Source organism: Streptomyces sp. NPDC014889 (assembly GCF_043081205.1).
Classification (GTDB): Bacteria; Actinomycetota; Actinomycetes; order Streptomycetales; family Streptomycetaceae; genus Streptomyces.
The window spans coordinates 462302-485590 of the sequence record NZ_JBIBWH010000005.1 but is presented as its reverse complement, the minus strand read 5'-3'; the positions used below and the strand labels follow the sequence as shown (position 1 = coordinate 485590).

Here is a 23289-nt window from a genome sequence, read left to right as displayed (position 1 = left end):
GGCGCCGCCATGGTCGTCCCACCCCCCGGCCCCCTGGTCGGCGAAACCCTGGCCGAAGTGCTGCGCGACCACCAGGTCACCCACGCCCTCATCCCCCCGGCCGCACTCGCCAGCGTCCCCACCGAAGCAGCCACCCAACTCACCCACTTCCAAGGCCTCATCGTCGGCGGAGACGCCTGCCCACCCGAACTCGTCACCCGCTGGGCACCCGGCCGCCGCATGATCAACGCCTACGGCCCCACCGAAGCCACCGTCGCCGTCTCGACGAGCACGCCCCTGATCCCCGGCGGGGCCGTGCCGATCGGCTCCCCGGTGATCAACACCCGGGCCTTCGTCCTGGACGCCTGGCTCCGTCCTGTCCCGGTCGGCGTCACCGGTGAGCTGTACGTCACCGGCGACGGACTCGCACGCGGCTACCTCAACCGCCCCGGCCTCACCGCCGAACGCTTCCTCGCCAACCCCTACGGCCCGCCCGGAGCACGCCTCTACCGCACCGGCGACATCGCCCGCTGGACCCCCGACGGCACCCTGGAGTTCGTGGGACGCGCCGACGAACAGGTCAAGATCCGCGGCTTCCGCATCGAACTCGGCGAGATCGAGACCGTACTCGGCCTGGACGAGACCGTGGGTCAGTCGGTCGTCGTCGTCCGCGAGAACGAGGAGGGCGCGAAGAGCCTGGTCGCCTACGTGGTGCCGGCGGACGGTGCGACGGTCGAGGTGCCCCGGCTGCGAGAGGCCCTGGCCTCTCGCCTGCCGGACCACATGATGCCCGCCGCGTTCGTCGTGCTCGACGCGCTGCCGCTCACCGCCCACGGCAAGCTCGACCGCAAGGCCCTGCCCGCGCCCGACTTCAGCCCCACGGACTGGACGGGGCCGCGCACTCCGCGGGAGGAGATCCTGTGCGGCCTGTTCGCCGAGGTGCTCGGGCTGGAGACGGTCGGCGTGCACGACAGCTTCTTCGACGCCGGCGGCGACAGCATCATGTCGATGCGGCTGGTCACCAAGGTCCGCGCCACGTTCGGCGTGCGGTTGAGCATCCGCACCATCTTCGAGGCGCCCACCGTCGCGGAGCTGGCGGACCGGCTCGCGGGCGACACCGACGGGGACACCCTGGACGTGCTGCTGCCGCTGCGCACCACGGGCGACAAGGCGCCCCTGTTCTGCGTGCATCCGGCGGGTGGCCTGAGCTGGGTCTACTCCGGCCTGATGAAGCACATCGGTGCGGACCGCCCGCTCTACGGCCTCCAGGCCAGGGGCCTCGCCGATCCGTCGGCGGCCCTGCCGGGCAGCATCGAGGAGATGGCGGCGGACTACGTCGCCCAGGTGCGCGGCGTCCAGCCGAACGGCCCGTACCACCTGCTCGGCTGGTCGCTGGGCAGCCTGGTGGTCCACGCCATGGCCACCCAGTTGCGGGCCGCGGGCGAGGAGGTCGGGCTGCTCGCCAACCTCGACCAGTACCCCATCGACCGCTCCGAACCGGAGCCGGAGCGCCTGCCCGACCAGCAGGACGCGCTGCGGATCATGCTGGACTTCGTCGGCCACGACATGGACAGCCTGGGCGACGAACCGCTGGAGTACGCGATGGTGGCCGAGGTGCTGAGGGAGCGGCAGAGCGTGTTCGCCAACCTCGACGAGTCCGCGATCGCCGCGCTGGCCCGGGTGTTCGCGAACAGCCGCACCCTCATCGGCGGTTTCGAGCCGCAGCCGCTCGACAGCGACGTGCTGGTCCTCGTTGCCGAGCCCGACGAGACGGTGCCGGCCGCGGAACTCGCCGAACGGGCCGAACGCTGGCGGCCGTTCGTGACGGGAAAAATTGAATACAGCGTGGTGCGCTGTAGTCACGCCCATATGATGCAGGCTGAACCCGCCGCGGAAATCGGCCGCGTACTCGCCGAGAAGCTCGGGGAAAGCAAGTAGCCCGAACCCGTAGCCCATGTCGACCGACCGGTTCAGGCCCGGGGAAAAGGAAACCCTTTTCCCCGGGCCTGAACCGGATGTCCCCCCCGGTCGAACCACCGCCGCATTTTCTTTCCCAGCCTTTCGCAGCCCACGACGAATGGTGGAAACATGACTGCGCAGACGATGTCGACACCGGACGACATCTCCACGGTCGATCTGACCGATCCCAGAACGTTCGAGGAGAACGACCTCCGTGAATACTGGCGCCGGCTGCGCACCACGCGGCCGCTCCACTGGCACCCGCCCACCGGCGACGCGCCGGGTTTCTGGGTGATCAGCCGGTACGCGGACGTCATGGCGCTGTACAAGGACAACAAGCGGCTCACCTCGGAGCGGGGCAACGTGCTGGTCACGCTGCTCGCCGGGGGCGACTCCGCCGCGGGCAAGATGCTCGCCGTCACCGACGGCGCCCCGCACCGCAACCTGCGCAACGTGCTGCTCAAGGCCTTCTCCCCGCAGGCCCTCAAGCCCATCTCCGACCGGGTCCGCCAGAACACCACCCGCCTGGTCGTGGAGGCCGTCCGGCGCGGTGAGTGCGACTTCGCCACCGACGTGGCCGAGCACATCCCGATGAACACCATCTCCGACCTGCTCGGAGTGCCCACCGCGGACCGCGAGTTCCTGCTCAACCTCAACAAGTCCGCGCTCAGCTCGAACGAGGAGGGCCAGTCGGAGACCGAGGCCTGGCTCGCCCGCAACGAGATCCTGCTCTACTTCAGCGAACTGGTCGCCGAGCGCCGGGCGAAGCCGACCGAGGACGTGATCAGCGTGCTCGCCAACAGCACCGTGAACGGCGAGCCGCTGAGCGAGGAGGTCATCGTCCTCAACTGCTACAGCCTGATCCTCGGCGGCGACGAGACCAGCCGCCTTTCGATGATCGACGCGGTGCGGACCTTCACGGAGCACCCGGACCAGTGGCAGTTGCTCCGCGACCGCGAGGTGACACTGGAGTCGGCCACCGAGGAGGTGCTGCGCTGGGCGACCCCGGCGATGCACTTCGGCCGCCGCGCGGTCACCGACGTGGAGCTGCACGGCCAGGTGATCGCCGCGGGCGACATCGTCACGCTGTGGAACAGCTCGGCCAACCGGGACGAGGAGGTCTTCACGGACCCGTACGTCTTCGATCTGAACCGGTCGCCGAACAAACACATCACCTTCGGCTACGGCCCGCACTTCTGCCTCGGCGCCTTTCTGGGCCGGGTCGAGGTGAACGCGATGCTGGACGCGCTGCGCACCTACAGCACCGGCTTCGAGGTCACCGGGGAGCCGCAGCGGATCCACTCCAACTTCCTGACCGGGCTGTGCGGTCTGCCGGTGCGTTTCGAGCCGGACGAGGCGGCGCTGGCCGCCTACGGCAGCGGGAACGGAGCACGCGGATGAACCCGTCCACCGGGGTGGGGCCGTCGAAGTGGCTGCGCTGCTACCGCAAGGTGGCCCGGCCCCGTCTGCGGCTGGTGTGCTTCCCCCACGCGGGCGGCGCGGCCAGCATGTTCCGTGACTGGCCGCGGTGGCTGCCGGACGACATCGAGGTGACCGGGGTGTGCTACCCGGGCCGCCAGGACCGGCTGCTGGAGCCGTGCATCGACGAGATGGGCGCGCTGACCACGCCGATCGCCGATGTGCTGCAGGCCTGGGCTGGAGAGCGGCTCGTGCTGTTCGGGCACAGCATGGGCGCCTCCGTGGCCTACGAGGTGGCGCTGCGCCTGAAGCAGCGCACCGGCTCGGCGCCCGGCCGGCTGTTCGTCTCCGGCCAGTTGCCGCCGCACCGGGTGGTGCCCAAGAACGTGCACCTGCGCGGCGACGACGCGATCGTGGAGGAGGTGCGCAGGCTCGGCGATCCCGACGCCGACACGGTGCTCGACGACCCGGACCTGCGGGAGCTGGTACTGCCCGCGATCCGGGCGGACTTCCGGTTGATCGGCACGTATCTTCCGCGCCCGGTCACGCCGCTGGCCACCCCGGTGTCGGCGTACGTGGGGAGCGAGGACGAGCAGGTGCCGGTCGAGGGCCTGCGGGAGTGGGCGGCGGTGAGCGCCACCGGCCGCTTCGACCACCGGGTGTACCCCGGTGGCCACTTCTATCTGATGGACGACCCCGAGGCCCTCGTCCGCGACCTGGCCGGCCATCTCACCGGCCACCTCCAGGCCGCCCGCGCCGCCGGCTGAACCGGCGGACGCGGGGGTGGTCAGGAGAGCGCGAAGCGAGCGCCGGCCAGCGAGAGCACGGCGCCGAACACGTCGATCACCACGATGCCCACGACCAACGACGTCCACCACCTGCGGCGCGCGCCCCGGGTGCGGATGAACTGCCCGGCGGCCAGGGCCAGTACCACGCCCTGGACCAGGAAGCACGGCTCGAAGACCAGGAGGTCCTGCACGGCGGAGAGATGGTTCGCGTCGGCCGCCTCCGCCGCGCCGACCCCTGGCACGACCGGGAAGTCGACGGCGCCGTGGTGCCCGCTCAGGTACAGGGCCTTGGTGGCGAAGCCGTAGAAGGCGTGGGAGACGCACACCACCGCCGCGACCCACATCGGCGCCAGCAGCACCCAGGCGCGAACCCGGCTCCCCGTGCGGCGGTTCAGCGCGAGGACGAAGAGCGCGCCGAACAGCATGATCGCGCTCACCACCCAGTTGACCGCCTGCACCGCGGACTTGTCGTGCCGCGCCAGGAGCGGCAGTCCCCAGGTGCCGCCCACCGCCCAGTACACGTGGAGAAGCATGAAGAGAATCGTGAAGACGAAAGCCAGGTGAACCCAGACCGGCCGGCGCGGCAGTTCGGCGCCCGACTCCCGGCCAGGTGAATTCCCGTCATTTTCGCCTGGAATTAATGTTTCGTGCACCATTCAAATCCTCACCTAGAAGCCTGAGCACACCGCGGGCACGGTATCACCGGGCGCGAAGGCGCGAACCCCGTGCATATCGGAGTTTTCGATGAGGGGGCCGGTTCCGGCCACGCCGCTGCTAGCGTCGGCGGCGCCGATGCGGCAGCCGTCGCGGTCGGTGAACCCGTAGCGTATGGGGGTGAATGCGTGGACATTGCGATTCGGGCCGAGGGACTGAGCAAACGTTACGGTGGAAAGCAGGTCAAGGACGCGCTGAACGGTGTCGACCTGTCGGTCCCCGCCGGCACGGTTTTCGGGCTGCTCGGACCCAACGGCGCCGGGAAGACCACGACCGTGCGCATCCTGGCCACCCTGCTCTCCGCGGACGGCGGCGAGGCGGCCGTGGCCGGATTCGACGTGCGCCGCCAGGCGAAGGAGGTCCGCCGGCGCATCGGGCTGACCGGGCAGTACGCGGCGGTGGACGAGCGGTTGACCGGCCGGGAGAACCTGCGGCTGATCGGCACCCTCTACCACCTCGGCCGGACCGCCACCCGGGCCAGGGCGGACGAACTGCTCGAACGGCTCGACCTGACCGACGCGGCCGACCGGCCGGTGAAGACCTACTCCGGCGGCATGCGGCGCAGGCTCGACCTCGCCGCCAGCCTGATCGCCGAGCCGCCGGTGCTGTTCCTGGACGAGCCGACCACCGGTCTCGACCTGTCCAGCCGGCTGACCCTGTGGGAGGTGATCCGCACCCAGGTGAGCCGTGGCGTCACCGTGCTGCTGACCACCCAGTACCTCGAAGAGGCCGACCAGCTCGCCGACCGCATAGCCGTGTTGAAGGACGGCAGCGTCGTCGCCGAAGGCACCCCCGACGAGTTGAAGGACCGGGTGGGGGACGACCGGCTGCGGGTCACGGCCGCCTCCGCGGACGACGTCGTCGCACTCACCAAGGTGCTGAGCCGGTTCGGCGTCGACGAACCGCTCGTGGACGAGGAGAAGAGGACGGTCTCCGTGCCGATGACCGAGGGCGTCGGCGGCATCGCCACGGTGGCCACCGAACTGACCCAGGCAGGCATCCGGGTGGCCGACTTCCGGCTCAGCCGTCCCTCGATGGACGAGGTCTTCCTGTCCCTGACCGGCCCCGCGACACGGCCCGTGACCGAAGGAGCGGCGACATGAGCGAGTTCCTGAGCGACTGCCTCGCCCTGACGGGTCGTCATCTGCGGCACCTCTCCCGGGTGCCGGAACGGCTGCTGAGCGTGACGCTGATGCCGGTGATGTACGTGATCGTCTTCGGGTTCCTGTTCGGCAGCGCCATGCAGGTCGAGGGCGGCAACTACCGCGAGTACATCATGGCCGGCATCTTCGCCCAGGTCATGCTGGCCAACCTGCAGACCACCGCGGTCGGCGTGGTCGACGACCTGCGCAACGGCCTGGTCGACCGGTTCCGCTCGCTTCCCATGTCCCGCTACGCCGTGCTCATCGGGCGCACCGTCTCCGACCTGCTGCTGTCCACCATCGCCATCGTCGTGATGGCCGCGGTCGGCACCCTGATCGGCTGGCGGGTGCACACCGGCGCCCCGCGCATGCTGGCCGCTTTCGGCATCCTGCTGCTGCTCGGCCTGGGCGCCGCCTGGCTCGGCGCACTGCTCGGACTGTCCCTGCGCAACGTCGAGGCGGTCAGCGCGGTGATGTCCATGGTCATGATGCCGCTCACGTTCCTGTCCAGCGCGTTCATCCCGCTGAGCGGGCTGCCCGAGTGGCTGCGCGCCATCGCGGTGTGGAACCCGCTGTCGGCGGTGGTCGGGGCCCTGCGCCGGCTGTTCGGCAACCCCACCTCCGTCGGGGACACCTCCTTCCCCTCGGTCCACCCGATCCCCGTCGCCGTGGTCCTCATCGTGGTGATGATCGCGCTGGCCATGCCGCTCGCCGCCCGCAGGTACCGGACGGCGGCGGCCCGCTGAACCGCTCGCCCGACAAGGCGCCGCCTACCCCCAAAGGAGCACTGCGATGACGCCTGGTGTCACCACACCCGCCGACTTCGAGGCGGGCGACGGACCCGCGCCGGAGCTCAACGTCCGCCCGCTCGTGGACACCACACTGCTCCCCGACTGGCGGGGCTCCGGCAGGGTCGTGCATTCCGCCCACCGGGTCTACGAGCACCTGATCTCACTGTGGGCGCCCGGCGTCATCGAGGCCGCGCACGACCTCGGTGTGTTCGCCGAGTTGAGCACCGGACCGAAGACCGGCGAGCAGCTCGCACGGGCCTGCGCCGCCAACGAGCGGGCGATGCGGGTGCTGATGGACGGCCTGTACGCCTACGACATCGTCGACCGCGTCCCCGCCGAGGACGGCCCCGCGGTCTACCGGATGCCGGAGGAGATGCGCGAATGCCTGCTGCCGGACGGGCTGTTCAGCCTGGTCGGCAAGATCGAGTACGACCGCCAGCTCGCCTGGCACTCCTGGCGCAACCTCGCGGATGCGGTGCGCGGCGACAACCGCGACGAGACCGGCGGGCTCCAGCTCAACCAGATCAGCGAGCACAACTACGAGTCCCTGGTGCGCGGCATCAACTTCTGGGCGCCGCCGATCGTCGAGGCGCTGCGCGGCGGCTTCGAGACGCTGGAGTGGCCCACCGGCCGGCCCGCCTCCGTCCTGGACATCGGCTGCGGCACCGGCCTGTACAGCCAGTTGCTGCTGCGGGCGTTCCCCCAGTGGCGGGCCACCGGTCTCGAGGCGCCGCGCATCGCCCCGATCGCCACGGCGCAGGCCGAACGGCTCGGCGTCGCCGACCGGTTCGACGTCCAGGTGCGCGACTTCTGGACCGAGAGCTGGGGCGCCGACCACGATCTGCTGGTCTTCGTCAACATCTTCCACCTCCAGACCCCCGAGTCGGCGCAGGATTTGCTGCGCAAGTCCAAGGAGGCCCTGTCGCGGGACGGGCTGATCTGCATCGCCGACCACCTGGTCACCGACGAGAAGGACGCCAAGTCGGTCCAGGACCGGTTCGCGATGCTGTTCGCCGCGTCCATGCTGGCCACCGGCGGCGGTGACGCCTTCCTGCTGGACGACTACGACCAGTGGCTGGCCTCGGCCGGACTGCGGCGGGTCGCGGTGCTCGACACCCCGATGCACCGGATCCTGCTCGCCGGGCACGCCTGACCGGCCCGCGGCGACATGGCGGAGTTCCTCGGCGACACACGGGCGATCGCCGGCCGGCACCTGCGGCATCTGCTGCGCCTGCCGGAGAAGCTGATCGGTTTCACCGTGATGCCGGTCGCGATGGTAGTGGGCCTGGGGATCCTGTTCGGCGGCAGCATGCGGGTGCCCGGCGGCGGCCCGTACGGCGCGTACGTGGTGGCGGGCGTGGTCACATCGCTCGCCGTCTCGACGGTCGCGCTCTCAGCGCTGGGCGTCCTCGACGACCTCCAGAACGGCGTGTTCGACCGGCTCCGCTCGCTTCCCGTCGACCGCGCGGCCATCCTGTCCGGGCGGATCGTGGTGGACTCGCTGCCCGTGGTGGTGGCGATGGCCGGTGTGGTGCCCGCCGCGTGGGTCGCCGGCTGGGCCGACGGCGTCCGGCCGGCGGCGGCGCTGGCCGCGGTGGGCCTGGAACTGCTGCTCGGCATGGGGTGCGCGTGCCTGGGGATCTTTCTCGGGCTCACCTTCCGCAACGCCGAGGCGGTCACCTCGGTCGTACCGGTGTGCCTGCTGCCGGCGACGTTCCTGTCCAACGCGTTCGTGCCGCCGGACGGCCTGCCCGGCTGGCTGCGCCACGTGGTCGGCTGGAACCCGGTGACCGCGGTGAACAGCACGGTGCGCGGTCTGCTGGGCACGGAGGGAACGGCCGCCGGGGCCGGTTTTCCGGACCGTCATGCCGCGCCGCTCGCCGTCGTCTTCTGTCTGCTGGTGATCGCCGTGACCGCTCCGGCGGCGGCGCGCGCCTACGGCCGCGCCGGGCCGCCGCGGTGAGGCCGAACGGCGGCCGTCCTCGACGACGCCTTTCAAACCCGGCCACAGAGTTTTCGAACTGACCCGTAGCGGGTGTTTTCCCCCTGACTAGGCTGCGCGTATCAGGCGGACAGACCGGGCTGCGCTCCGTTTTTCCGCTCGGCCACCCACCGCACGCGCTGATGGCTGGAGGCGCCATGGATTTCGGCCTTTTCTACTTCGCGAACGACAAGGAGGACGTCGGCGACAGATACCGGCTGCTGATCGAGGGAGCCAAGTTCGCCGACACCCACGACTTCGCGTCGGTGTGGACCCCTGAACGTCATTTCCACGCGTTCGGCGGCCTCTATCCGAATCCGGCGGTGACGGGCGCCGCGGTGGCCGCGGTGACCGAGAAAGTCGCGGTGCGGGCCGGCAGTGTGGTGGCCCCGCTGCACCATCCGGTGCGTATCGCCGAGGAATGGTCGATCGTCGACAACCTGTCCAAAGGAAGGGTCGGCATCGCATTCGCCTCCGGTTGGCACGCCGCCGACTTCGTACTGCGCCCGGAGGGATATCCGACCCGCAGGTCCGGTCTGATCGACTCGGTGCGGGCGATCCGGAGCCTCTGGCGGCAGGAGCCGGCGACGTTCGTCGACGGCGCGGGCGAGAGCGTCGACGTGACGGTCTTCCCGCCGCCGGTGCAGCGGGAGTTGCCGGTCTGGCTGACCAGCGCGGGCAACCCGCAGACCTTCCGCGAGGCGGGCGAGATGGGCGCCGGGGTGCTGACCCATCTGCTGGGCCAGGGCGTCGACGTGCTGGAGAAGCGGATCGGCGAGTACCGGCAGGCCTTCCGCGACCACCACGACGAGACCGAGGGCGACGGACATGTCGCGCTCATGCTGCACACGTTCGTCGGCCCGGACCGGGAGAAGGTCAGGGAGACGGTCCGCGAGCCGTTCAGCAAGTATCTGGCCAGCTCCTTCGACCTGGTCATCCACGCGGCCAAGGCCGCGGGCGCCGACGCGGTCGCACTGGACCTGAACAAGATGAGCCCCGCCGACATCGACTTCCTGGTCGGCCAGGCGTTCGACCGCTACTTCGAGACCAGCGGCCTGTTCGGCACCGTCGAGGACGGACTGCGGATGTGCGAGCGGCTGTACGAGATCGGCGTGGACGAGATCGCCTGCCTGATCGACTTCGGTGTGGAGACGGACGAGGTGCTGGCCGGGCTGACCCACCTCGACCTGCTCAGGCAGGCGTGGCGGGAACGCGAGCAGGCTCGGTGACCGTGCGCGCGGGGGCGCCGGGCGGCGTGGCGGAGGGGATGGACGCGGGGCCGGGTCCGGTCGGCGCCGGGGCGTATCGCGCTTTCATGAGTTCCTTCCCGACCGGTGTATCCGTCGTGACCACGGTCGACGCGGACGGCCGGCCGCGCGGAATGACCTGCTCCTCCCTGTCGAGCGTCAGCCTGGATCCGCCGGTCCTGTCCGTCTGCCTGACGGTGACCAGCCGGACGCTCGGCGCGCTGCGCGCCCACGGCTTCTTCGGGGTGAACCTGCTCGGGGCCCGTGCGAGCCGGATCGCCCGCCTGTTCGCCGACTCCTCCCTGAGTCCCTTCGAACACGTGCCATGGCACCCGGTCGGCGACGCCGCCCTCCCCCGGCTCGCCGACGACACCGTCGCCTTCGCCGCCTGCCGGGTCTCCGACACCAAGGCGGTCGGCGACCACATCGTCGTCTTCGGCGAGGTCTACACCACTGAATGCACCAATGGCACCCCGCTCCTGTACGGCCACCGCCGCTTCACCGGCTGGCCGGAGCCGGCCCCGGACCCGGTCTGAGCGGCCCGCCCAGTCGGGCTGCACGGCCGGCCCGGGGCGGCACGGCTCGGCCCGCAAGCGGGCGGGCGGGTGATGTGTGCGTCCCTGCGTCCCCGTGCCCGTCACGCCGGGCCGGCGGCCGGTACCTCCGTGGTGGCGCGGTCGTGCAGCGCCTCCCGGTCGTACTTGCGGCGCAGGTAGGAGAGGTCCGCCAGCAGGCCTGCCGCGGTCACCTCGCGGTGCCGACCGGGGCGCACCGGACGAGCCAGCGGCAGCGCTCCGGTCTGGGCCCAGCACAGCCTGCCCTCGTCGTCCAGACGGCTGCGGGTGTGGCCACGGTTGTCCGGGTGCACGCAGTACGGGATGTCCAGATACCCGCGTTCGAACGCCAGCAGCAGCGCGCGAGCCAGGTCGGAGTGCAGGTTCAGCACCCCTTCGACCAGCGCCAGCGCTTCCGCGTACGTCTGCGTGTCCGCGGCGGGCGCGGGCGCCGGCCGGGCCGTCCCGGCCGCCCGCGCCGCGTACTCCAGGGCGGCCACGTTCTCCGCGACGGTGGGGATCCGCCGCGACTCGGCGACGGTCTTGACGATGAGCCGCTCGGAGCCCGTCCGTACGGCGAGTCCAGCGGCCTCGCCGAGCAGCCGGTACGCGCCGGCCTCGGTGACCGGGTACGCCCCCATGTAGGCGTAGACGACCACGTGCCAGTCCACGTCGGGCAGCAGCTCGGCGCACAGCCGGCGCAGCGCGAACACCGCCTCGGTGTCCTGGCCGGCGTGGGTCTGCTGGGCGTAGCTCACCGAAATGCTGCGACAGCCGTACGCGCGGAAGAACAGCGCCTCCAGCACGCTGAGCGCCACCAGCTGGCTGGGCGGGCACAGTTGGCCCATCATGCAGCCGCCGAAGGTCTCCAGGTGCGGTTCGGCGCCCCCGTCGCGCAGCCGGGAGAACAGTTCCGTGCACTGCCGCCAGGCCGCGACCGACTCGGCCAGCGGGGTACGCCCGTAGGGCAGGCAGTACGACACGGGGCCGCCCTCGGTCGCGTCCAGGCCCAGCGCGATCAGCTTGCGGAAGATGTGCTGGGGCAGGGCGGATCCGTGCCGCACCTGCACGGGGAAGCCGGCGTCCCGGACACCGGCCAGCATCGCCCGGGTCGTGGCATCGGGGTGGCTGACGATCGGGTAGCCGTTGAGCGGCAGACCCTCGCGCCGGGCGTGCTCGACCGCGGCCAGATCACCGACCCTGGTGTAGCTGTCCAGGGTCAGTGTGCCGACGGTGTGCCCGCGCGCGGCCTTGGTGGCGGCCAGCCCCGCCCGCATCCGCTCGGGATCGCCGAAGCCCATGCGCGGCTGCACGACGAGGGCACCGGCGCGGGCCCGCGCACGGACGAACGCGCCGAAGCCCGGCTCCGTGTGGGCGGGCCGGTCGGGTACGAGGGCGGTCACCGGGGTCTCCCCGCGGTCAGCTCCGGCCGCGCGGCGGGCGGGAGCGAGGCGACGAACGCCGTGAAGCCGGCCGCGTCCGCGGCCTGGTCGGGGAAGACGGCGTCGAAGCCCGCGGCCATCAGGGCCCGCGCGTGGCGGCCGACGTTCTCGTCGGACACCGTGAGCTTGCCGCCGATCACCATGGGCGTGGCGGCCAGTTCCGGGCAGGCGCGCAGCCTGGTGACCGCGCGCAGGCCGTCGGTGCAGCCATGCCCGTTGACGCTGCCGATGACGATCAGCGCCGGATCGATCCGGCGGCATTCGGCGACCAGCACGTCGTCCGGCACGCAGGGCCCGAGGTTGATCACGTGGTAGCCGAGTTCCTCGATGACGAGCTGGAGGTAGACCAGGTTCCACGTGTGCGCGTCGCTTGCGAGGCCCGACACCACCACGGTGCCCCGGTCCCGGTGGGCCGGGGGCGTGCCCACGCCGACGATTGCGTTTTCCCGCTGTGCCACGGTTCTCCCTTGTGCCGGGATCGAGGTGGTCGTGGAGAGCCGGCTCGGGGGTCAGGGCACCAGGCTCGAGACGGCCACGGGCGCTCTGCTGAATTCCATGCATTCTCTCTTGATGTTCTCGATCAGCATCAGAGTCGCGCGCGCCGAGGACAGGATCATCTGCCCTTCACGGGTCAGAGTGGTGCCACCTGAATTACGGGTGAACAGCTTGATACCCAGAGATCTCTCAAGGCATATGATCTGGTAACTTATTGCCGGTTGCGAGTATCCGAGCTGCTTGGCTGCGAGGTCCATTCGACCTATTTCGGCAATCGCGACAAAAGCGCGCAACTCGCGTTCGTGCATAATCGCCTCACAATTAACAGATTGTTAAGTGCCGAAACTTTAACATGCGATTCCGTCGCACGGTACGGCGCTTGCAGGAAGCTGCCACGTCAGGTGTAGAACGGGATCTGTGGAGCTTTGCCTGGTCAGTGAGGTTTAGGTATTTCCAGCAGGCTGCGCGGCACGTGCTTGCCGCAGATAGTCGGCATTGCCGCGCAGCCGAAGTCGCCGAATGTCCGCATCGAGTCGGAGGAAAAGGACGAACTCGATCGGGGAGTTCTCAGAGATTTCCGGCGAAGAGGTCACCCGGGACGGGCGTCACCGGTCGCCGGCGAGGTCGAGATCGCCCGGTGCGGCCGGGGCGGCGGGTGCCGTCGGGGCCGTCAGGACAGCCTCGGCGTCAGGGGCGGCCTCCGGCCTCTCGGCGGCGCGGCGCCACGGGTGGGCGAGGGGCGCGGACACCGGTCGCCACCACGGCTCCGCGGGGACCTTGCCCGCGGGCTCGAAAGGCTCCCCGGGCCGCGGGAGCGCCACCGCCTGTCCCACCTCCTCGGCCGCGTCCTTCGTCCACTCGCCGGGCTCGGCCCAGGCGTGCGGGGCGAGGGTGAAGGTGCCCCAGTGGATCGGCAGCAGCACGCCGGACGGCGCGCTCCCCTGCAGGTCGAGGTGGGCCCGGACCCCCTCCTCGGGCGTCATGTGGATGTCCGGCCAGAACTCGGAGTACGCACCGATCTGGATCATCGTCGCGTCGAACGGTCCGTGGTCGGCGCCGATCTGCCGGAAGCCCTCGAAGTAGCCGGTGTCACCGCTGTGGTAGATCCGGTGCTCCTCGCCCGCGACGGCCCAGGAAGCCCACAGGGTGTGCTGGGTGTTGCGCAGGGCCCGGCCGCAGAAGTGGCGGGCGGGGGTCGCGGTCAGGGTGAGCCCGCCGACCCTGGTGGCCTCGTGCCAGTCCAGTTCGCGCAGGCGGTCGGCGGACACGCCCCAGTGCTCCAGGTGGGCGCCGACGCCGAGGGGAACGGCGAACAGGGTGTCCGTGCCGGCCAGCGCCTTGATGGTGGGCAGGTCGAGGTGGTCGTAGTGGTCGTGGGAGATGACGACGACGTCGACCGGGCCGAGCGCGGCCAGCGGCAGCGGCGCCGGGTGCAGCCGCCGGGGCCCGACGAAGGGGAACGGCGAGCAGCGCTCGCCCCACACGGGGTCGAAGAGCACCCGCTGCCCGTCGATCTCCGCGAGGACGCCGGAGTGTCCCATCCAGGTCAGCCGCAGACCGGTGGCCGGGGGCCTGGCGAGATCGGCGAGGGTGGTGGCGTGCACGGGCACGGTGCCGCGCGGGGCACGGCGCCGGCGCTCGTCCTTGTCGAGGTAGCGCCTGGCGAACGCCGGGGTCGAGCCGGAGGGCCGGGTCCGGGCCGGGCCGCCGGGGTTCTGGAAGACGCCGTCCTTGAAATGGGGTGATCTGCGGATGCGCGCCATGCGCTCCCCGCTCGGGTCCGCGCCGAAGGCCTCGGGCCGCAGTGCGCGGAGCCCCTGGTTCGAAGGACGGAATCCTGCCACGCTACCTCCAGGTGGAGTCGGTCAGGCTTTCCATTATGTCGGGCCGCCGCGACGACCCGGATGTCACATCCGCGGGCTCCCGTCCGTCGTACCGGTGCAGGCACCCCGCGAGGTGCTCACGGAACCGATATCACTGGAGGTGGCCGCCATGGCCCGCGTCTCGCTCACCCCGCCCCGCACCCGTATGTTCCGCCTCGTCGAGTGGTACAGCAGGCGCGCCTACGGCAAGGTGCTGGACCCCGCACGGGCGCTCGCGCACAATCCGCGGGTCCTGTGGAGCGACCTGCGGTTCGAGCAGTCGCTGGCGAAGTGGAACAGGCTCGACCCCGATCTGAAGGCGCTCGCCGAGATGGCGTCGGCCGCCGCGATCGGCTGCTCGTGGTGCATCGACTTCGGCCACTGGGTCTCCCGGGAGCGCGGCATGGCGCCCGAGAAACTGCACGACGTCCCGGTGTGGCGGGACAGCGACGCCTATACGCCGCTGGAGCGCGACGTCCTGGCGTACGCCGAGGCCATGACCGCCACCCCGCCCACGGTGGACGACGCCCTGGCCGACCGCCTGCGCGACCGGCTCGGCGAGCCGGCCCTGGTGGAACTGACCGCGGTGGTGGCGGTGGAGAACCTGCGCTCCCGCATGAACTCCGCCCTGGGCCTGCAGAGCCAGGGCTTCAAGGACACCTGCGAGATCCCGGGCGCCGCACAGCCCACGGACAACGCGGAAGCGAGGGACTGACCCTTACGACGCACCCGGCTCCACCTCGCGGGTCAGGCCACGGAGGTGATCCGGGTTCTGATGGCGTCGGGGGACAGGGTGCCCTTGGCCGTCACATGGTCGCCGGAGGACTCTCCGCGCAGACGGCGGCCGATCCACGGGACCAGGTACTCGCGGGCCCAGTGGACGTCGTCGCGGCGGACCTCGAGCGTGCCGCGGGGCGGCAGCGGCGGCCAGGGCTGCTCCGGGTCGGCCGGGACGTCGAGTCCGAGGACCTGGCCGGCCCGCAGCGCCACCCGCGTGTGCCCTTCGGCCGACAGGTGCAGGCGGTCGTCGTCCCAGGCACGGCGGTCCTGGACGGCCCTCAGCGACCACAGGTCGAGCACCGGGCAGCCGTGGCGGTCGGCGACGGCCCGCACATGCCCGTTGTACGTGGCGATCTTGCCGCGCAGATGCTTGAGCAGGGGCACGCCCCGTGTGTCGAAGCCGGTGGTCACCATCACCGTGCCCGCGACGGCGGCGAGCCGGGCGACCGCGTTCTCGAAGCGCTCGGCCACGTCGTCCGGGTCGGTGCCGGGGCGGATGATGTCGTTGCCGCCGGCGCAGAACGAGACCAGGTCCGGGGCGAGTTCGACCGCCCGGGACACCTGGTCCGCCACGATCTGGTCGAGCAGTTTCCCGCGCACGGCGAGGTTGGTGTACTGGAAGCCGCCCTCGGGCCGCCGGTCGGCGAGCAGGACGGCGAGGCGGTCGGCCCAGCCGACGAACGCCCCGTCGGGGCCGGGGTCGCCGACGCCCTCGGTGAAGCTGTCCCCCACCGCCACGTACGACCCGATCACTGATGTGCTGTCACTCTTCGAATCGTCTGCCACGTCGGCCCATGATTCACCTTCGAATGTGGCCTACGCGACCGTAGGAAAGGGTTGACGGGCGGTGAGAAAAGCCACTCCGGCCGAGAGCCCCCGGCGGGAATACGTGAGGCCGTCACACGCGCCGCAGCCTGACGACCGTCGCGTCGAAGTCGCCCCGCAACCCGGTACGCAGCCCGTGGTGCAGCAGCACGGCGCCCCGGTGCACTTCCCCGGTGTCCCCGCACACGTACGACGCCGCCGGGTCCAGTCCGCGCAGCCGCAGCGCGGGCACGGGCTCACCGTGGTGCTGCGCCTGGAGCAGGGCGAGGACGACGGTGTCGTCGCCGAGGACGTACTGCACCGCGCTCAGCCCGCCCCGCGGGGCCCGCAGCCGGTACAGGTCGCCGCGCTGGACCACCGGCCGGATCTCCTTGTAGAGGGCGATCCAGTCACCGGCCTCGGCGAGTTCCTCCTCCGTCCACCGGGTGAGGTCGCCGCCCACGCCGAGCACCCCCGCCATGGAGCTCACGAAGCGGAAACGCAGCGTGCTGGCCCGCCCGTTGAGCAGGGTGTTGGGGCTGTCGGTGACCCAGGCGGCCATGACCCGCGCGGGATGGATCTGGCTGAAGCCGTGCTGGATGGCGAGCCGGTCCAGCGGATCGGTGTTGTCGGAGGTCCACACCTGGTCCGTACGGGACAGGACGCCGAGGTCGATCCGGCCGCCGCCGCCCGAGCAGGACTCGAAGGCGACGTCCGGGTGCGCGGCCCGCAGCCGGTCCACCAGGGCGTAGAGCGCGCGCACATGGCCGGTCCACAGGCTCTGCGGGTACGGCTCCCCGGGCCAGCCGGCGTCGGTGAAGGAGCGGTTGAAGTCCCACTTCACATAGTCGATCGGGGCGCTGGAGAGCAGGGCGTCCAGCCGATCCCACAGATGCTCGCGCACGTCCTCGCGCGCGAGGTTGAGGACGAGCTGGTTGCGGAACTCCGTGCGTGTGCGCCCCGCTTGGTGCTGCACCCAGTCGGGGTGCGCGCGGTACAGGTCGCTGTCGGGGTTGACCATCTCCGGCTCGACCCAGATGCCGAACCGCATGCCGAGGCCGTGCACCCGGTCGGCGAGCGGCTTGAGACCGCCGGGGAATCGGTCGGGGTTGGGCCACCAGTCGCCGAGTCCGGCGCGGTCGCTGGTGCGGGCGCCGAACCAGCCGTCGTCGACGACGAACAGTTCCACGCCGATCTCGGCCGCCCGCCGCGCGAGTGCCGCCTGCTGCTCCTCGGAGATGTCGAACCGGGTGGCCTCCCAGGAGTTGTAGAGCACCGGCCGGTCCCGGTCCGCGTCGGGGATGACGTACCGCCGCTGGTAGGCGTGCCAGGCGCGGCTCGCGCCGCCGTGCCCGCCGTCGCTCCACAGCCCGGCGAAGACGGGGCCGGTGTACGTCTCTCCGGCCGGCAGCATCAGCAGTCCCGAGTCGTCGTGCCCGGCGCCCCCGGTGATCTGCACGCGCGCGTCCGGGAGCTGGGCGACCGCGATCCGCCAGGAGCCGGACCAGCCCAGGGCGCAGCCGTAGACCTCGCCGTGATCCTCGGTGGCGTCGGTGTCCAGGGCGACCCACGGCAGGTGCTGGTGGCCGGTGTGGCCGCGGCGGCTGCCGATGACCTGTTCGCCGTAGGTGAGGCCGGTGCGCACGAGCCGGGACTCGGCGGCCCAGCGGCCGTGCAGGTGGGACAGCCGCCAGCCGTCCCGCTCGGGGAGGGTCCAGGTGGCGGAGTCGGCGCGCAGCACCTCCACGGCCCCGGGTCCCCGGTTGGCGAGGCTGACCCGGCGTTCGACGACGTCCCCGCGCATGCGGTAGTGCAGGGTGATGTCCAGCCCAGAGTCGTGGAACAGCAGTCGCAGTTCGTCGCCCTCGGTCCCGTATCCCCCGAAGGTCCATTCGGTGCCGCGCCGTTCGGCGGTGCGCACGGACAGCGCGGGCCGCGTGAAGCGGGGGCCGCCCTCGACCGGGTACTCCTCGTGTCCGTCCAGCGGGGACTCGAAGGGGCGGGCGTCCGGCAGCGGACGGGCGGCCAGGGCCTCGGCGTCGGCGAGGCCGATCCTCGGGCCCCAGTGCAGGTGGAGCAGTTCACCGCGCCCGGTCAGATGGACGGCGTAACCGCTCGTGGGCCCGGTCAGCAGCCATGTACGTCCGTCGTCGGCGGTCTCCAGCATGTTCCGTCCCCCACAGGTCCGAACCGGTCCGCGCACGCACCCGCCATCATCGGGGGGCGCGGGCGCCGGGTGCAACGCCTGTGGACAACCCGTTGGCCCGGGCAGCCGTGTCGTATGGTCGAAGCCGCGCCCGCCGACGCACCGTGACGGCGGGGCCGAAAGGGAGGAGTCTCCGTGACGCAGCAGGTCCCCTCGACCGAGCCAGAGCTGGCCGCAGTGCGCAACTTCCGGGACGTGGGCGGGCTGCCGACCGTGGACGGCCGGCGGGTGCGGCACGGGATGCTGTTCCGCAGCGGCCACCTCGCGCACGCGACCGACGAGGACGCGTCCTACCTCGGCTCCCTGGGCCTGCACACGATCTTCGACTTCCGCAACGCGGCCGACGTCAGGCTGGAGGGCCCGGACATCGAGCTGCCGGGCGTGCGCCATGTGAACCTGCCGCTGAGCGACCCGGCGGACGGCGCCGAGTTCTGGAAGATGGTCCGCGACGGCGACCTCGACGAGCTGCGTTCCGTCCTGGACGACGGCAAGGGCGCGCACCGGATGATTTCGTCCTACCGCCTGCTCATCAAGGAGCGCACCGGCGAGCACTCCCAGGTGCTGCACGCGCTCGCCGAGGACTGCGTCCCGGTCCTGATGCACTGCGCGGCGGGCAAGGACCGCGCGGGCCTGTCGATCGCCGTGACCCTGCTCGCCCTCGGCGTGGAGCGGGACGCGATCGTCGCCGACTACCTGGAGTCGAACGCCAAGCACCGCCGCTACAAGGTGCACCGCAGCGGCACCTCGGCCGCGGCCTACTCCCCCGAGGTCATGGAACTGCTCAGTCCCCTGTTCGAGGCGCGCGCCGAGTATCTGGCGGCGGCCCTGGAGACCATCGAGGAGACCTGGGGCGGCGTCGACTCCTACCTGGAGCGGGGGCTGCGGCTGGCTCCGGCCACCCGGGAGCGGCTGCGCGAGCGGCTGCTGGACTGACCGGCCGGCACCCCGGCCGTCGTCCGGGCCCTCACTTGGAGCCGCCGACCGAGAACAGGAACCAGACGAACCCGGCGAAGAAGTGCCCGACGACGGTGTAGATGACGAGCCGGACCCACAGGGCGCGCGGGAACTTCTCTTCCATGTCGGTCATGGCATGTCTCCGATGTGGGGGCCCAGGCACAGCGCGGCCGTGGGACTCTGCAACAGGGTGTGGACGAAGAGGAGCTCGACCCCGTCCGGTTTCTCGGCCGCGATGCGGTGCGGGGTCAGCGAGTCGAAGTGCGCGCTGCTGCCCGGCAGGAGGAGGTGCGTGGCGTCCCCGAGGCGGAGCCTGAGGCGCCCCGTGAGGACGTACAGCCACTCCTCGCCGGGGTGCACGCGCACGATGTCGCCCTGGGAGCCGTGCGGGACGCGGACCCGCAGGGCCTGCATCCCGCGGCCGGACGCGCCGGCCTGCCAGTACGTCCAGCCGCCGGCCCGCGTCGGCTCCATGTCCTCGGCGCGCACGATCGCGTCCCGCTCGGCGACGTTCTCGCCGAGCAGTTCGGAGACGGTCGTACCGTAGACACGGGCGAGCGCGAGCAGCATCGGCAGCGAGGGCTGGCGCTGCCCGGTCTCCAGGCGGGAGAGGTGGGCGGGCGACAGCCCGGCGGCGCGGGCCGCGGCCTCCAGGGTCAGGGCGGCACGGCGGCGCAGCGCGCGCAGTTGCGGCGCGACGGCGGGCAGGTCGTCGACCGGCCCCGCCGAGGGCTGGGACTCTGGAGAGCTCATGCCTCCATTGCACCGCCGCTTTGCCCCTAAGGCAAATTTCTTGCCTCAGAGGCAAAGCGGCGCGAAAGAGTCTTGCCCGGCTCCGCTCACCGGTTGGCGACGGCCTGCTTGACCAGCGTCTTTCCGAAGTCCCACATCAGGCCGCCGCCGTGCGCGTCGTCCATCACGGCGGTGAAGGCGTCGACGAACCGGTCGACCTCCGCCTCCCCGACGACCAGCGGCGGGATCAGTTTGATCACCTCCAGGTGGTCGCCGGAGACCTGGGTCAGGATACGGTGCCGCTGCAGCAGCGGGACGACCACCATCTGCGCGAAGAGCCCCTTGCGGGCCGCCTGGAGCATCGTCCAGCGCCCGCGCAGCTTCAGCGACCTCGGCCGCCCGAACTCGATGCCGATCATCAAGCCGCGGCCGCGCACGTCGGCGAGCAGCTCGTAGCGGTCGGTGAGCGCGGCCAGCCGGGACTTCAGCAGCTCGCCCGTGGCCCTGGCGTTGGCCACGATCTGCTCGTTCTCCATCACGGACAGCACGGCCAGCCCGGCCGCCATGGCCTGGGCGTTGGACCCGAAGCTCGCCGAGTGGACCAGCACCCGGTCGATCGAGGAGTAGACCTTCTTGAAGATCCAGTCCCTGCCGAGGGTCGCGCTCACCGGCACATAGCCGCCGGACAGGGCCTTGGCCACGCAGACCAGGTCCGGCTCGACCCCGTCGTCGTGCTGGTAGGCGTAGAAGTCCCCGGTGCGGCCGAGGCCCGTCTGCACCTCGTCGGCGATGAGCAGCGCCTTGTGCCGGTGCAGCAGTTCCTGCGCGGCGCGCAGCCAGCCGGGCGGCGCCTCGTGCACGCCCTTGCCCTGGATCGGCTCGACGATCAGGGCGGCCACGTCGCCCTTCCTCAGCTCCCGTTCGAGCGCGTCGAGGTCGCCGAGCGGGACGGCGGTGTCGGGCAGCAGCGGGGCGAAGCCGTCGCGGAAGCCCTCCTCGCCGTTGACGGACAGCGAGCCGGTGGTCAGTCCGTGGAACGAGTGCTCGCAGTACAGGATCCGCCCTCTGCCGGTGGCGCGGCGGGCGAACTTCAGCGCGGTCTCCACCGCCTCCGTGCCGCTGTTGCCGAAGAACACCCGGTCGAGGTGGGGACTGTGCGCGAGCAGCCGCTCGGCCAGCAGCCCGGGCAGCGGCTGGCAGTCGAAGCGGGTGAGGTCGGCGAGCTGGGCGTCCAGCACGTCGTGCAGCGCCTTGCGGACGACGGGGTGGTGGCGGCCCAGGCCCATCACCCCGAACCCGGAGAGCATGTCGAGGTAGTCGTTGCCCTCCGCGTCCCAGAAGTACGCGCCCTCGGCCCGCTCGTAGACCTTGTCGAAGCCGATGGTGTGCAGCATCCGCGGCAGTTGGTGGTTGAGGTGCCTGGCGTGCAGCTCGTAGCGCTCGGCGCCGCGCTCGGCCAGCAGGGCGCCGAGGTCGAACTCCGTGGTCATTGGGTGGTCTCCTTGACTGCCATGACGACCCCGGCGCCGTCCTGCGCCGGGAGCGTCCCGGCCTGCTCCCGCACGGCCAGGCTCGCGCCGATCCGTCCGGCGACCTCGACCGGGGTGAGCCCGATGTCGGCCAGTACCTCCCCGCGCTTGGCATGCGCGAGGAACTGCTCCGGGATGCCGAACCGGCGTACCGGTACGTCGACTTCGGCGTCACCGAGCGCCAGGGCGACCGCGGCGCCCACGCCGGACGCGCGGCTGTTGTCCTCTACCACGGCCACCAGCCGGTGCCCGGCGGCGAGGTCCGGCAGCGCCGGATCGACGGGCTTGACCCAGCGCGGGTCGACGACGGTGCAGCCGATGCCCCGCGCCTGGAGCAGTTCGGCGGCCTGGAGGCAGACCGGCGCCATCACGCCCACGGCGACCAGCAGCACGTCGGAAGTCTCCGCGCGGTGCAGTACGTCCATGCCGCCGACGTGGCCGACGGCCTCGATCCGCGGCCCGACCGACTCCTTGGGGAACCGGATCAGGGTCGGCGCGTCGTCGACGGCGACTGCCTCGCGCAGCTGGGCGCGCAACTGGTCGGCGTCGCGTGGCGCGGCGATCCTGAGCCCGGGCACGACCTGGAGCACGGACATGTCCCACATGCCGTTGTGGGAGGGCCCGTCGACGCCGGTGACTCCGGCCCGGTCCAGGACGAAGGTGACCCCGCAACGGTGCAGGGCGACGTCCATCAGGAGCTGGTCGAAGGCACGGTTGAGGAAGGTGGCGTAGACGGCGACGACCGGGTGCAGACCGCCGGTGGCGAGCCCCGCGGCCGAGACGACCGCGTGCTGCTCGGCGATGCCCACGTCCCACACCCGGTCCGGGAACCGCTCGGCGAACTTGCCGAGGCCCACCGGGTGCAGCATGGCGGCGGTGATCGCCACGACGTCGTCCCGCTCCTCGCCGATCCGCACGATCTCGTCGCCGAACACGGAGGTCCAGGACGGCCCGCCGGCCGGGGTGAGCGGCTCGCAGGTGAGCGGATCCATCACGCCCACGGTGTGGAAGTGGTCCTCCTCGTGGGCCAGCGCGGGCTCGTAGCCGCGGCCCTTCTCGGTGAGGCAGTGGACCAGGACGGGGCCGTGGAAGCGTTTGGCACGGCGCAGCGCCGACTCGACGGCCTTGATGTCGTGCCCGTCGATCGGGCCGAGGTACTTCAGCCCCAGGTCCTCGAACATGCCCTGCGGCGCGAACGCGTCCTTGAAGCCCTTCTTCGCGCCGTGCAGCGACTCGTAGAGGGTGCTGCCGACCACCGGGGTGCGCTGGAGCACGTCCTTGCCCCAGGCCAGGACCTTCTCGTAGCCGTCGGTGGTGCGCAGGGTGGCCAGGTGGTTGGCGAGGCCGCCGATGGTCGGCGCGTAGGACCGCTCGTTGTCGTTGACGACGACGATCAGCGGCCGGTCCCGGGCGGCCGCGATGTTGTTCAGCGCCTCCCAGGCCATGCCGCCGGTCAGCGCGCCGTCGCCGATGACGGCGACGACGTGTCCCTTCTCCTCCTGCACCTGGCGGGCCTTGGCGAGTCCGTCGGCCCAGCCGAGCGCCGTGGAGGCGTGGCTGTTCTCGATGACGTCGTGCTCGGACTCCTCGCGCGAGGGGTAGCCGGACAGCCCTCCCTTGCCGCGCAGCTTGGAGAAGTCCTGACGCCCTGTCAGAAGCTTGTGCACATAACTCTGGTGACCGGTGTCCCACAGGATCCGGTCGACCGGCGACTCGAAGACCCGGTGCAGTGCGACGGTGAGCTCCACCACCCCCAGGTTGGGCCCGAGGTGACCGCCGGTCCTGGAGACCGCCTGCACCATGAACTCACGTATCTCGTCGGACAGTTCACCCAGTTCCGCCTCGGACAGCGCCTTCAGGTCGCGTGGTCCCCGGATGCTCTCCAGAATGGTCACGCTGGGCCCCCTCTCG

At 71.3% G+C, this 23289-nt stretch carries 22 protein-coding genes; 11 read left to right on the top strand and 11 right to left on the bottom strand.

From position 1 onward, the window contains the following. The 3 genes from ACF09J_RS12760 to ACF09J_RS12750 form a co-directional block, all read left to right on the top strand. On the top strand, window positions 1–1917 hold a 1917-nt coding region (locus ACF09J_RS12760), incomplete at its 5' end, for a thioesterase domain-containing protein (RefSeq protein WP_392305409.1). A gap of 150 nt (window positions 1918–2067) precedes the next feature. Next, a complete protein-coding gene (locus ACF09J_RS12755) occupies window positions 2068–3339 on the top strand; it encodes a cytochrome P450 (protein WP_392305408.1) in 1272 nt (423 codons plus the stop codon). After that, window positions 3336–4124, top strand: coding sequence for a thioesterase II family protein (locus ACF09J_RS12750; protein ID WP_392305407.1), 789 nt, complete (start codon window positions 3336–3338; stop codon window positions 4122–4124). The genes ACF09J_RS12755 and ACF09J_RS12750 overlap by 4 nt, the downstream gene beginning before the upstream one ends. Window positions 4125–4144: 20 nt before the next feature. On the opposite strand, the gene ACF09J_RS12745 is transcribed toward ACF09J_RS12750, so the two are convergent. Further along, window positions 4145–4678 (bottom strand): DUF3995 domain-containing protein, encoded by a 534-nt coding sequence (locus tag ACF09J_RS12745; protein ID WP_392305406.1) that lies wholly within the window; start codon window positions 4676–4678, stop codon window positions 4145–4147. Window positions 4679–4987: 309 nt separating this feature from the next. Between ACF09J_RS12745 and ACF09J_RS12740 the strand changes: the two genes are divergently transcribed. The 6 genes from ACF09J_RS12740 to ACF09J_RS12715 all read left to right on the top strand — a co-directional run bounded on the left by ACF09J_RS12740 (window position 4988) and on the right by ACF09J_RS12715 (window position 10556). Further along, window positions 4988–5962, top strand: coding sequence for an ATP-binding cassette domain-containing protein (locus ACF09J_RS12740; protein ID WP_392305405.1), 975 nt, complete (start codon window positions 4988–4990; stop codon window positions 5960–5962). Continuing rightward, window positions 5959–6747 (top strand): ABC transporter permease, encoded by a 789-nt coding sequence (locus ACF09J_RS12735; protein ID WP_392305404.1) that lies wholly within the window; start codon window positions 5959–5961, stop codon window positions 6745–6747. Before ACF09J_RS12740 ends, ACF09J_RS12735 begins: the two co-directional genes overlap by 4 nt. A gap of 46 nt (window positions 6748–6793) precedes the next feature. Next, complete coding sequence (locus ACF09J_RS12730) at window positions 6794–7945, top strand: methyltransferase (RefSeq protein ID WP_392305403.1); 1152 nt, start codon at window positions 6794–6796, stop codon at window positions 7943–7945. 15 nt (window positions 7946–7960) lie between these two features. Next, a complete protein-coding gene (locus ACF09J_RS12725; protein ID WP_392305402.1) occupies window positions 7961–8755 on the top strand; it encodes an ABC transporter permease in 795 nt (264 codons plus the stop codon). Between the two features lie 176 nt (window positions 8756–8931). After that, window positions 8932–10002: a MupA/Atu3671 family FMN-dependent luciferase-like monooxygenase gene (locus ACF09J_RS12720; RefSeq protein ID WP_392305401.1), complete on the top strand. Its 1071-nt coding sequence runs from the start codon at window positions 8932–8934 to the stop codon at window positions 10000–10002. Window positions 10003–10088: 86 nt separating this feature from the next. Then, window positions 10089–10556, top strand: a complete 468-nt coding sequence (locus tag ACF09J_RS12715; RefSeq protein WP_392305400.1) for a flavin reductase family protein — start codon at window positions 10089–10091, stop codon at window positions 10554–10556. Between the two features lie 101 nt (window positions 10557–10657). Here the strand turns inward: ACF09J_RS12715 and ACF09J_RS12710 are convergent, their stop codons facing one another. The 4 genes from ACF09J_RS12710 to ACF09J_RS12695 form a co-directional block, all read right to left on the bottom strand. After that, entirely contained in the window at window positions 10658–11977 is a 1320-nt protein-coding gene (locus ACF09J_RS12710; protein WP_392305399.1) for a methylaspartate mutase, read from the bottom strand. Next, window positions 11974–12474 (bottom strand): cobalamin B12-binding domain-containing protein, encoded by a 501-nt coding sequence (locus ACF09J_RS12705; protein ID WP_392305398.1) that lies wholly within the window; start codon window positions 12472–12474, stop codon window positions 11974–11976. The genes ACF09J_RS12710 and ACF09J_RS12705 overlap by 4 nt, the downstream gene beginning before the upstream one ends. A gap of 51 nt (window positions 12475–12525) precedes the next feature. Further along, window positions 12526–12819, bottom strand: coding sequence for a LysR family transcriptional regulator (locus ACF09J_RS12700; protein ID WP_392305397.1), 294 nt, complete (start codon window positions 12817–12819; stop codon window positions 12526–12528). A gap of 297 nt (window positions 12820–13116) precedes the next feature. Continuing rightward, entirely contained in the window at window positions 13117–14355 is a 1239-nt protein-coding gene (locus tag ACF09J_RS12695; protein WP_392305396.1) for an MBL fold metallo-hydrolase, read from the bottom strand. Window positions 14356–14503: 148 nt separating this feature from the next. Here ACF09J_RS12695 and ACF09J_RS12690 point away from each other — a divergent pair, with 148 nt between their 5' ends. Beyond that, window positions 14504–15088 carry a carboxymuconolactone decarboxylase family protein gene (locus tag ACF09J_RS12690; RefSeq protein ID WP_392305395.1) on the top strand — a complete coding sequence of 195 codons (585 nt, stop codon included), beginning with the start codon at window positions 14504–14506 and terminating at the stop codon, window positions 15086–15088. A 32-nt stretch (window positions 15089–15120) separates the two neighbouring features. Here ACF09J_RS12690 and ACF09J_RS12685 read toward each other — a convergent pair whose 3' ends face one another. After that, window positions 15121–15906 (bottom strand): SGNH/GDSL hydrolase family protein, encoded by a 786-nt coding sequence (locus tag ACF09J_RS12685; protein ID WP_392305431.1) that lies wholly within the window; start codon window positions 15904–15906, stop codon window positions 15121–15123. 145 nt (window positions 15907–16051) lie between these two features. Beyond that, window positions 16052–18124, bottom strand: coding sequence for an alpha-galactosidase (locus tag ACF09J_RS12680; RefSeq protein ID WP_392305394.1), 2073 nt, complete (start codon window positions 18122–18124; stop codon window positions 16052–16054). A 174-nt stretch (window positions 18125–18298) separates the two neighbouring features. Here ACF09J_RS12680 and ACF09J_RS12675 point away from each other — a divergent pair, with 174 nt between their 5' ends. Next, the gene (locus ACF09J_RS12675; protein WP_392305393.1) at window positions 18299–19096 is read left to right on the top strand and encodes a tyrosine-protein phosphatase; all 798 of its coding nucleotides are present in this window, start codon (window positions 18299–18301) and stop codon (window positions 19094–19096) included. 31 nt (window positions 19097–19127) lie between these two features. Here the strand turns inward: ACF09J_RS12675 and ACF09J_RS12670 are convergent, their stop codons facing one another. The 4 genes from ACF09J_RS12670 to dxs form a co-directional block, all read right to left on the bottom strand. Beyond that, complete coding sequence (locus tag ACF09J_RS12670; RefSeq protein ID WP_392305392.1) at window positions 19128–19250, bottom strand: DUF6126 family protein; 123 nt, start codon at window positions 19248–19250, stop codon at window positions 19128–19130. Beyond that, window positions 19247–19870: a helix-turn-helix domain-containing protein gene (locus ACF09J_RS12665; RefSeq protein WP_392305391.1), complete on the bottom strand. Its 624-nt coding sequence runs from the start codon at window positions 19868–19870 to the stop codon at window positions 19247–19249. Before ACF09J_RS12665 ends, ACF09J_RS12670 begins: the two co-directional genes overlap by 4 nt. Before the next feature lie 86 nt (window positions 19871–19956). After that, window positions 19957–21339 (bottom strand): aspartate aminotransferase family protein, encoded by a 1383-nt coding sequence (locus ACF09J_RS12660; RefSeq protein ID WP_392305390.1) that lies wholly within the window; start codon window positions 21337–21339, stop codon window positions 19957–19959. Continuing rightward, complete coding sequence (dxs, locus tag ACF09J_RS12655; protein WP_392305389.1) at window positions 21336–23273, bottom strand: 1-deoxy-D-xylulose-5-phosphate synthase; 1938 nt, start codon at window positions 23271–23273, stop codon at window positions 21336–21338. The genes ACF09J_RS12660 and dxs overlap by 4 nt, the downstream gene beginning before the upstream one ends. Between the last annotated feature and the right edge of the window lie 16 nt (window positions 23274–23289).

What these genes read in the sequence shown, in the direction of transcription:
- ACF09J_RS12755 (WP_392305408.1), top strand. Translation starts at nt 2,068, where the DNA reads ATGACTGCGCAGACGATGTCGACACCGGACGACATCTCCACGGTCGAT.
- ACF09J_RS12750 (WP_392305407.1), top strand. Translation starts at nt 3,336, where the DNA reads ATGAACCCGTCCACCGGGGTGGGGCCGTCGAAGTGGCTGCGCTGCTAC.
- ACF09J_RS12745 (WP_392305406.1), bottom strand. Translation starts at nt 4,678, where the DNA reads ATGCTTCTCCACGTGTACTGGGCGGTGGGCGGCACCTGGGGACTGCCG.
- ACF09J_RS12735 (WP_392305404.1), top strand. Translation starts at nt 5,959, where the DNA reads ATGAGCGAGTTCCTGAGCGACTGCCTCGCCCTGACGGGTCGTCATCTG.
- ACF09J_RS12730 (WP_392305403.1), top strand. Translation starts at nt 6,794, where the DNA reads ATGACGCCTGGTGTCACCACACCCGCCGACTTCGAGGCGGGCGACGGA.
- ACF09J_RS12725 (WP_392305402.1), top strand. Translation starts at nt 7,961, where the DNA reads ATGGCGGAGTTCCTCGGCGACACACGGGCGATCGCCGGCCGGCACCTG.
- ACF09J_RS12720 (WP_392305401.1), top strand. Translation starts at nt 8,932, where the DNA reads ATGGATTTCGGCCTTTTCTACTTCGCGAACGACAAGGAGGACGTCGGC.
- ACF09J_RS12715 (WP_392305400.1), top strand. Translation starts at nt 10,089, where the DNA reads ATGAGTTCCTTCCCGACCGGTGTATCCGTCGTGACCACGGTCGACGCG.
- ACF09J_RS12700 (WP_392305397.1), bottom strand. Translation starts at nt 12,819, where the DNA reads ATGCACGAACGCGAGTTGCGCGCTTTTGTCGCGATTGCCGAAATAGGT.
- ACF09J_RS12690 (WP_392305395.1), top strand. Translation starts at nt 14,504, where the DNA reads ATGGCCCGCGTCTCGCTCACCCCGCCCCGCACCCGTATGTTCCGCCTC.
- ACF09J_RS12680 (WP_392305394.1), bottom strand. Translation starts at nt 18,124, where the DNA reads ATGCTGGAGACCGCCGACGACGGACGTACATGGCTGCTGACCGGGCCC.
- ACF09J_RS12670 (WP_392305392.1), bottom strand. Translation starts at nt 19,250, where the DNA reads ATGACCGACATGGAAGAGAAGTTCCCGCGCGCCCTGTGGGTCCGGCTC.
- ACF09J_RS12665 (WP_392305391.1), bottom strand. Translation starts at nt 19,870, where the DNA reads ATGAGCTCTCCAGAGTCCCAGCCCTCGGCGGGGCCGGTCGACGACCTG.
- ACF09J_RS12660 (WP_392305390.1), bottom strand. Translation starts at nt 21,339, where the DNA reads ATGACCACGGAGTTCGACCTCGGCGCCCTGCTGGCCGAGCGCGGCGCC.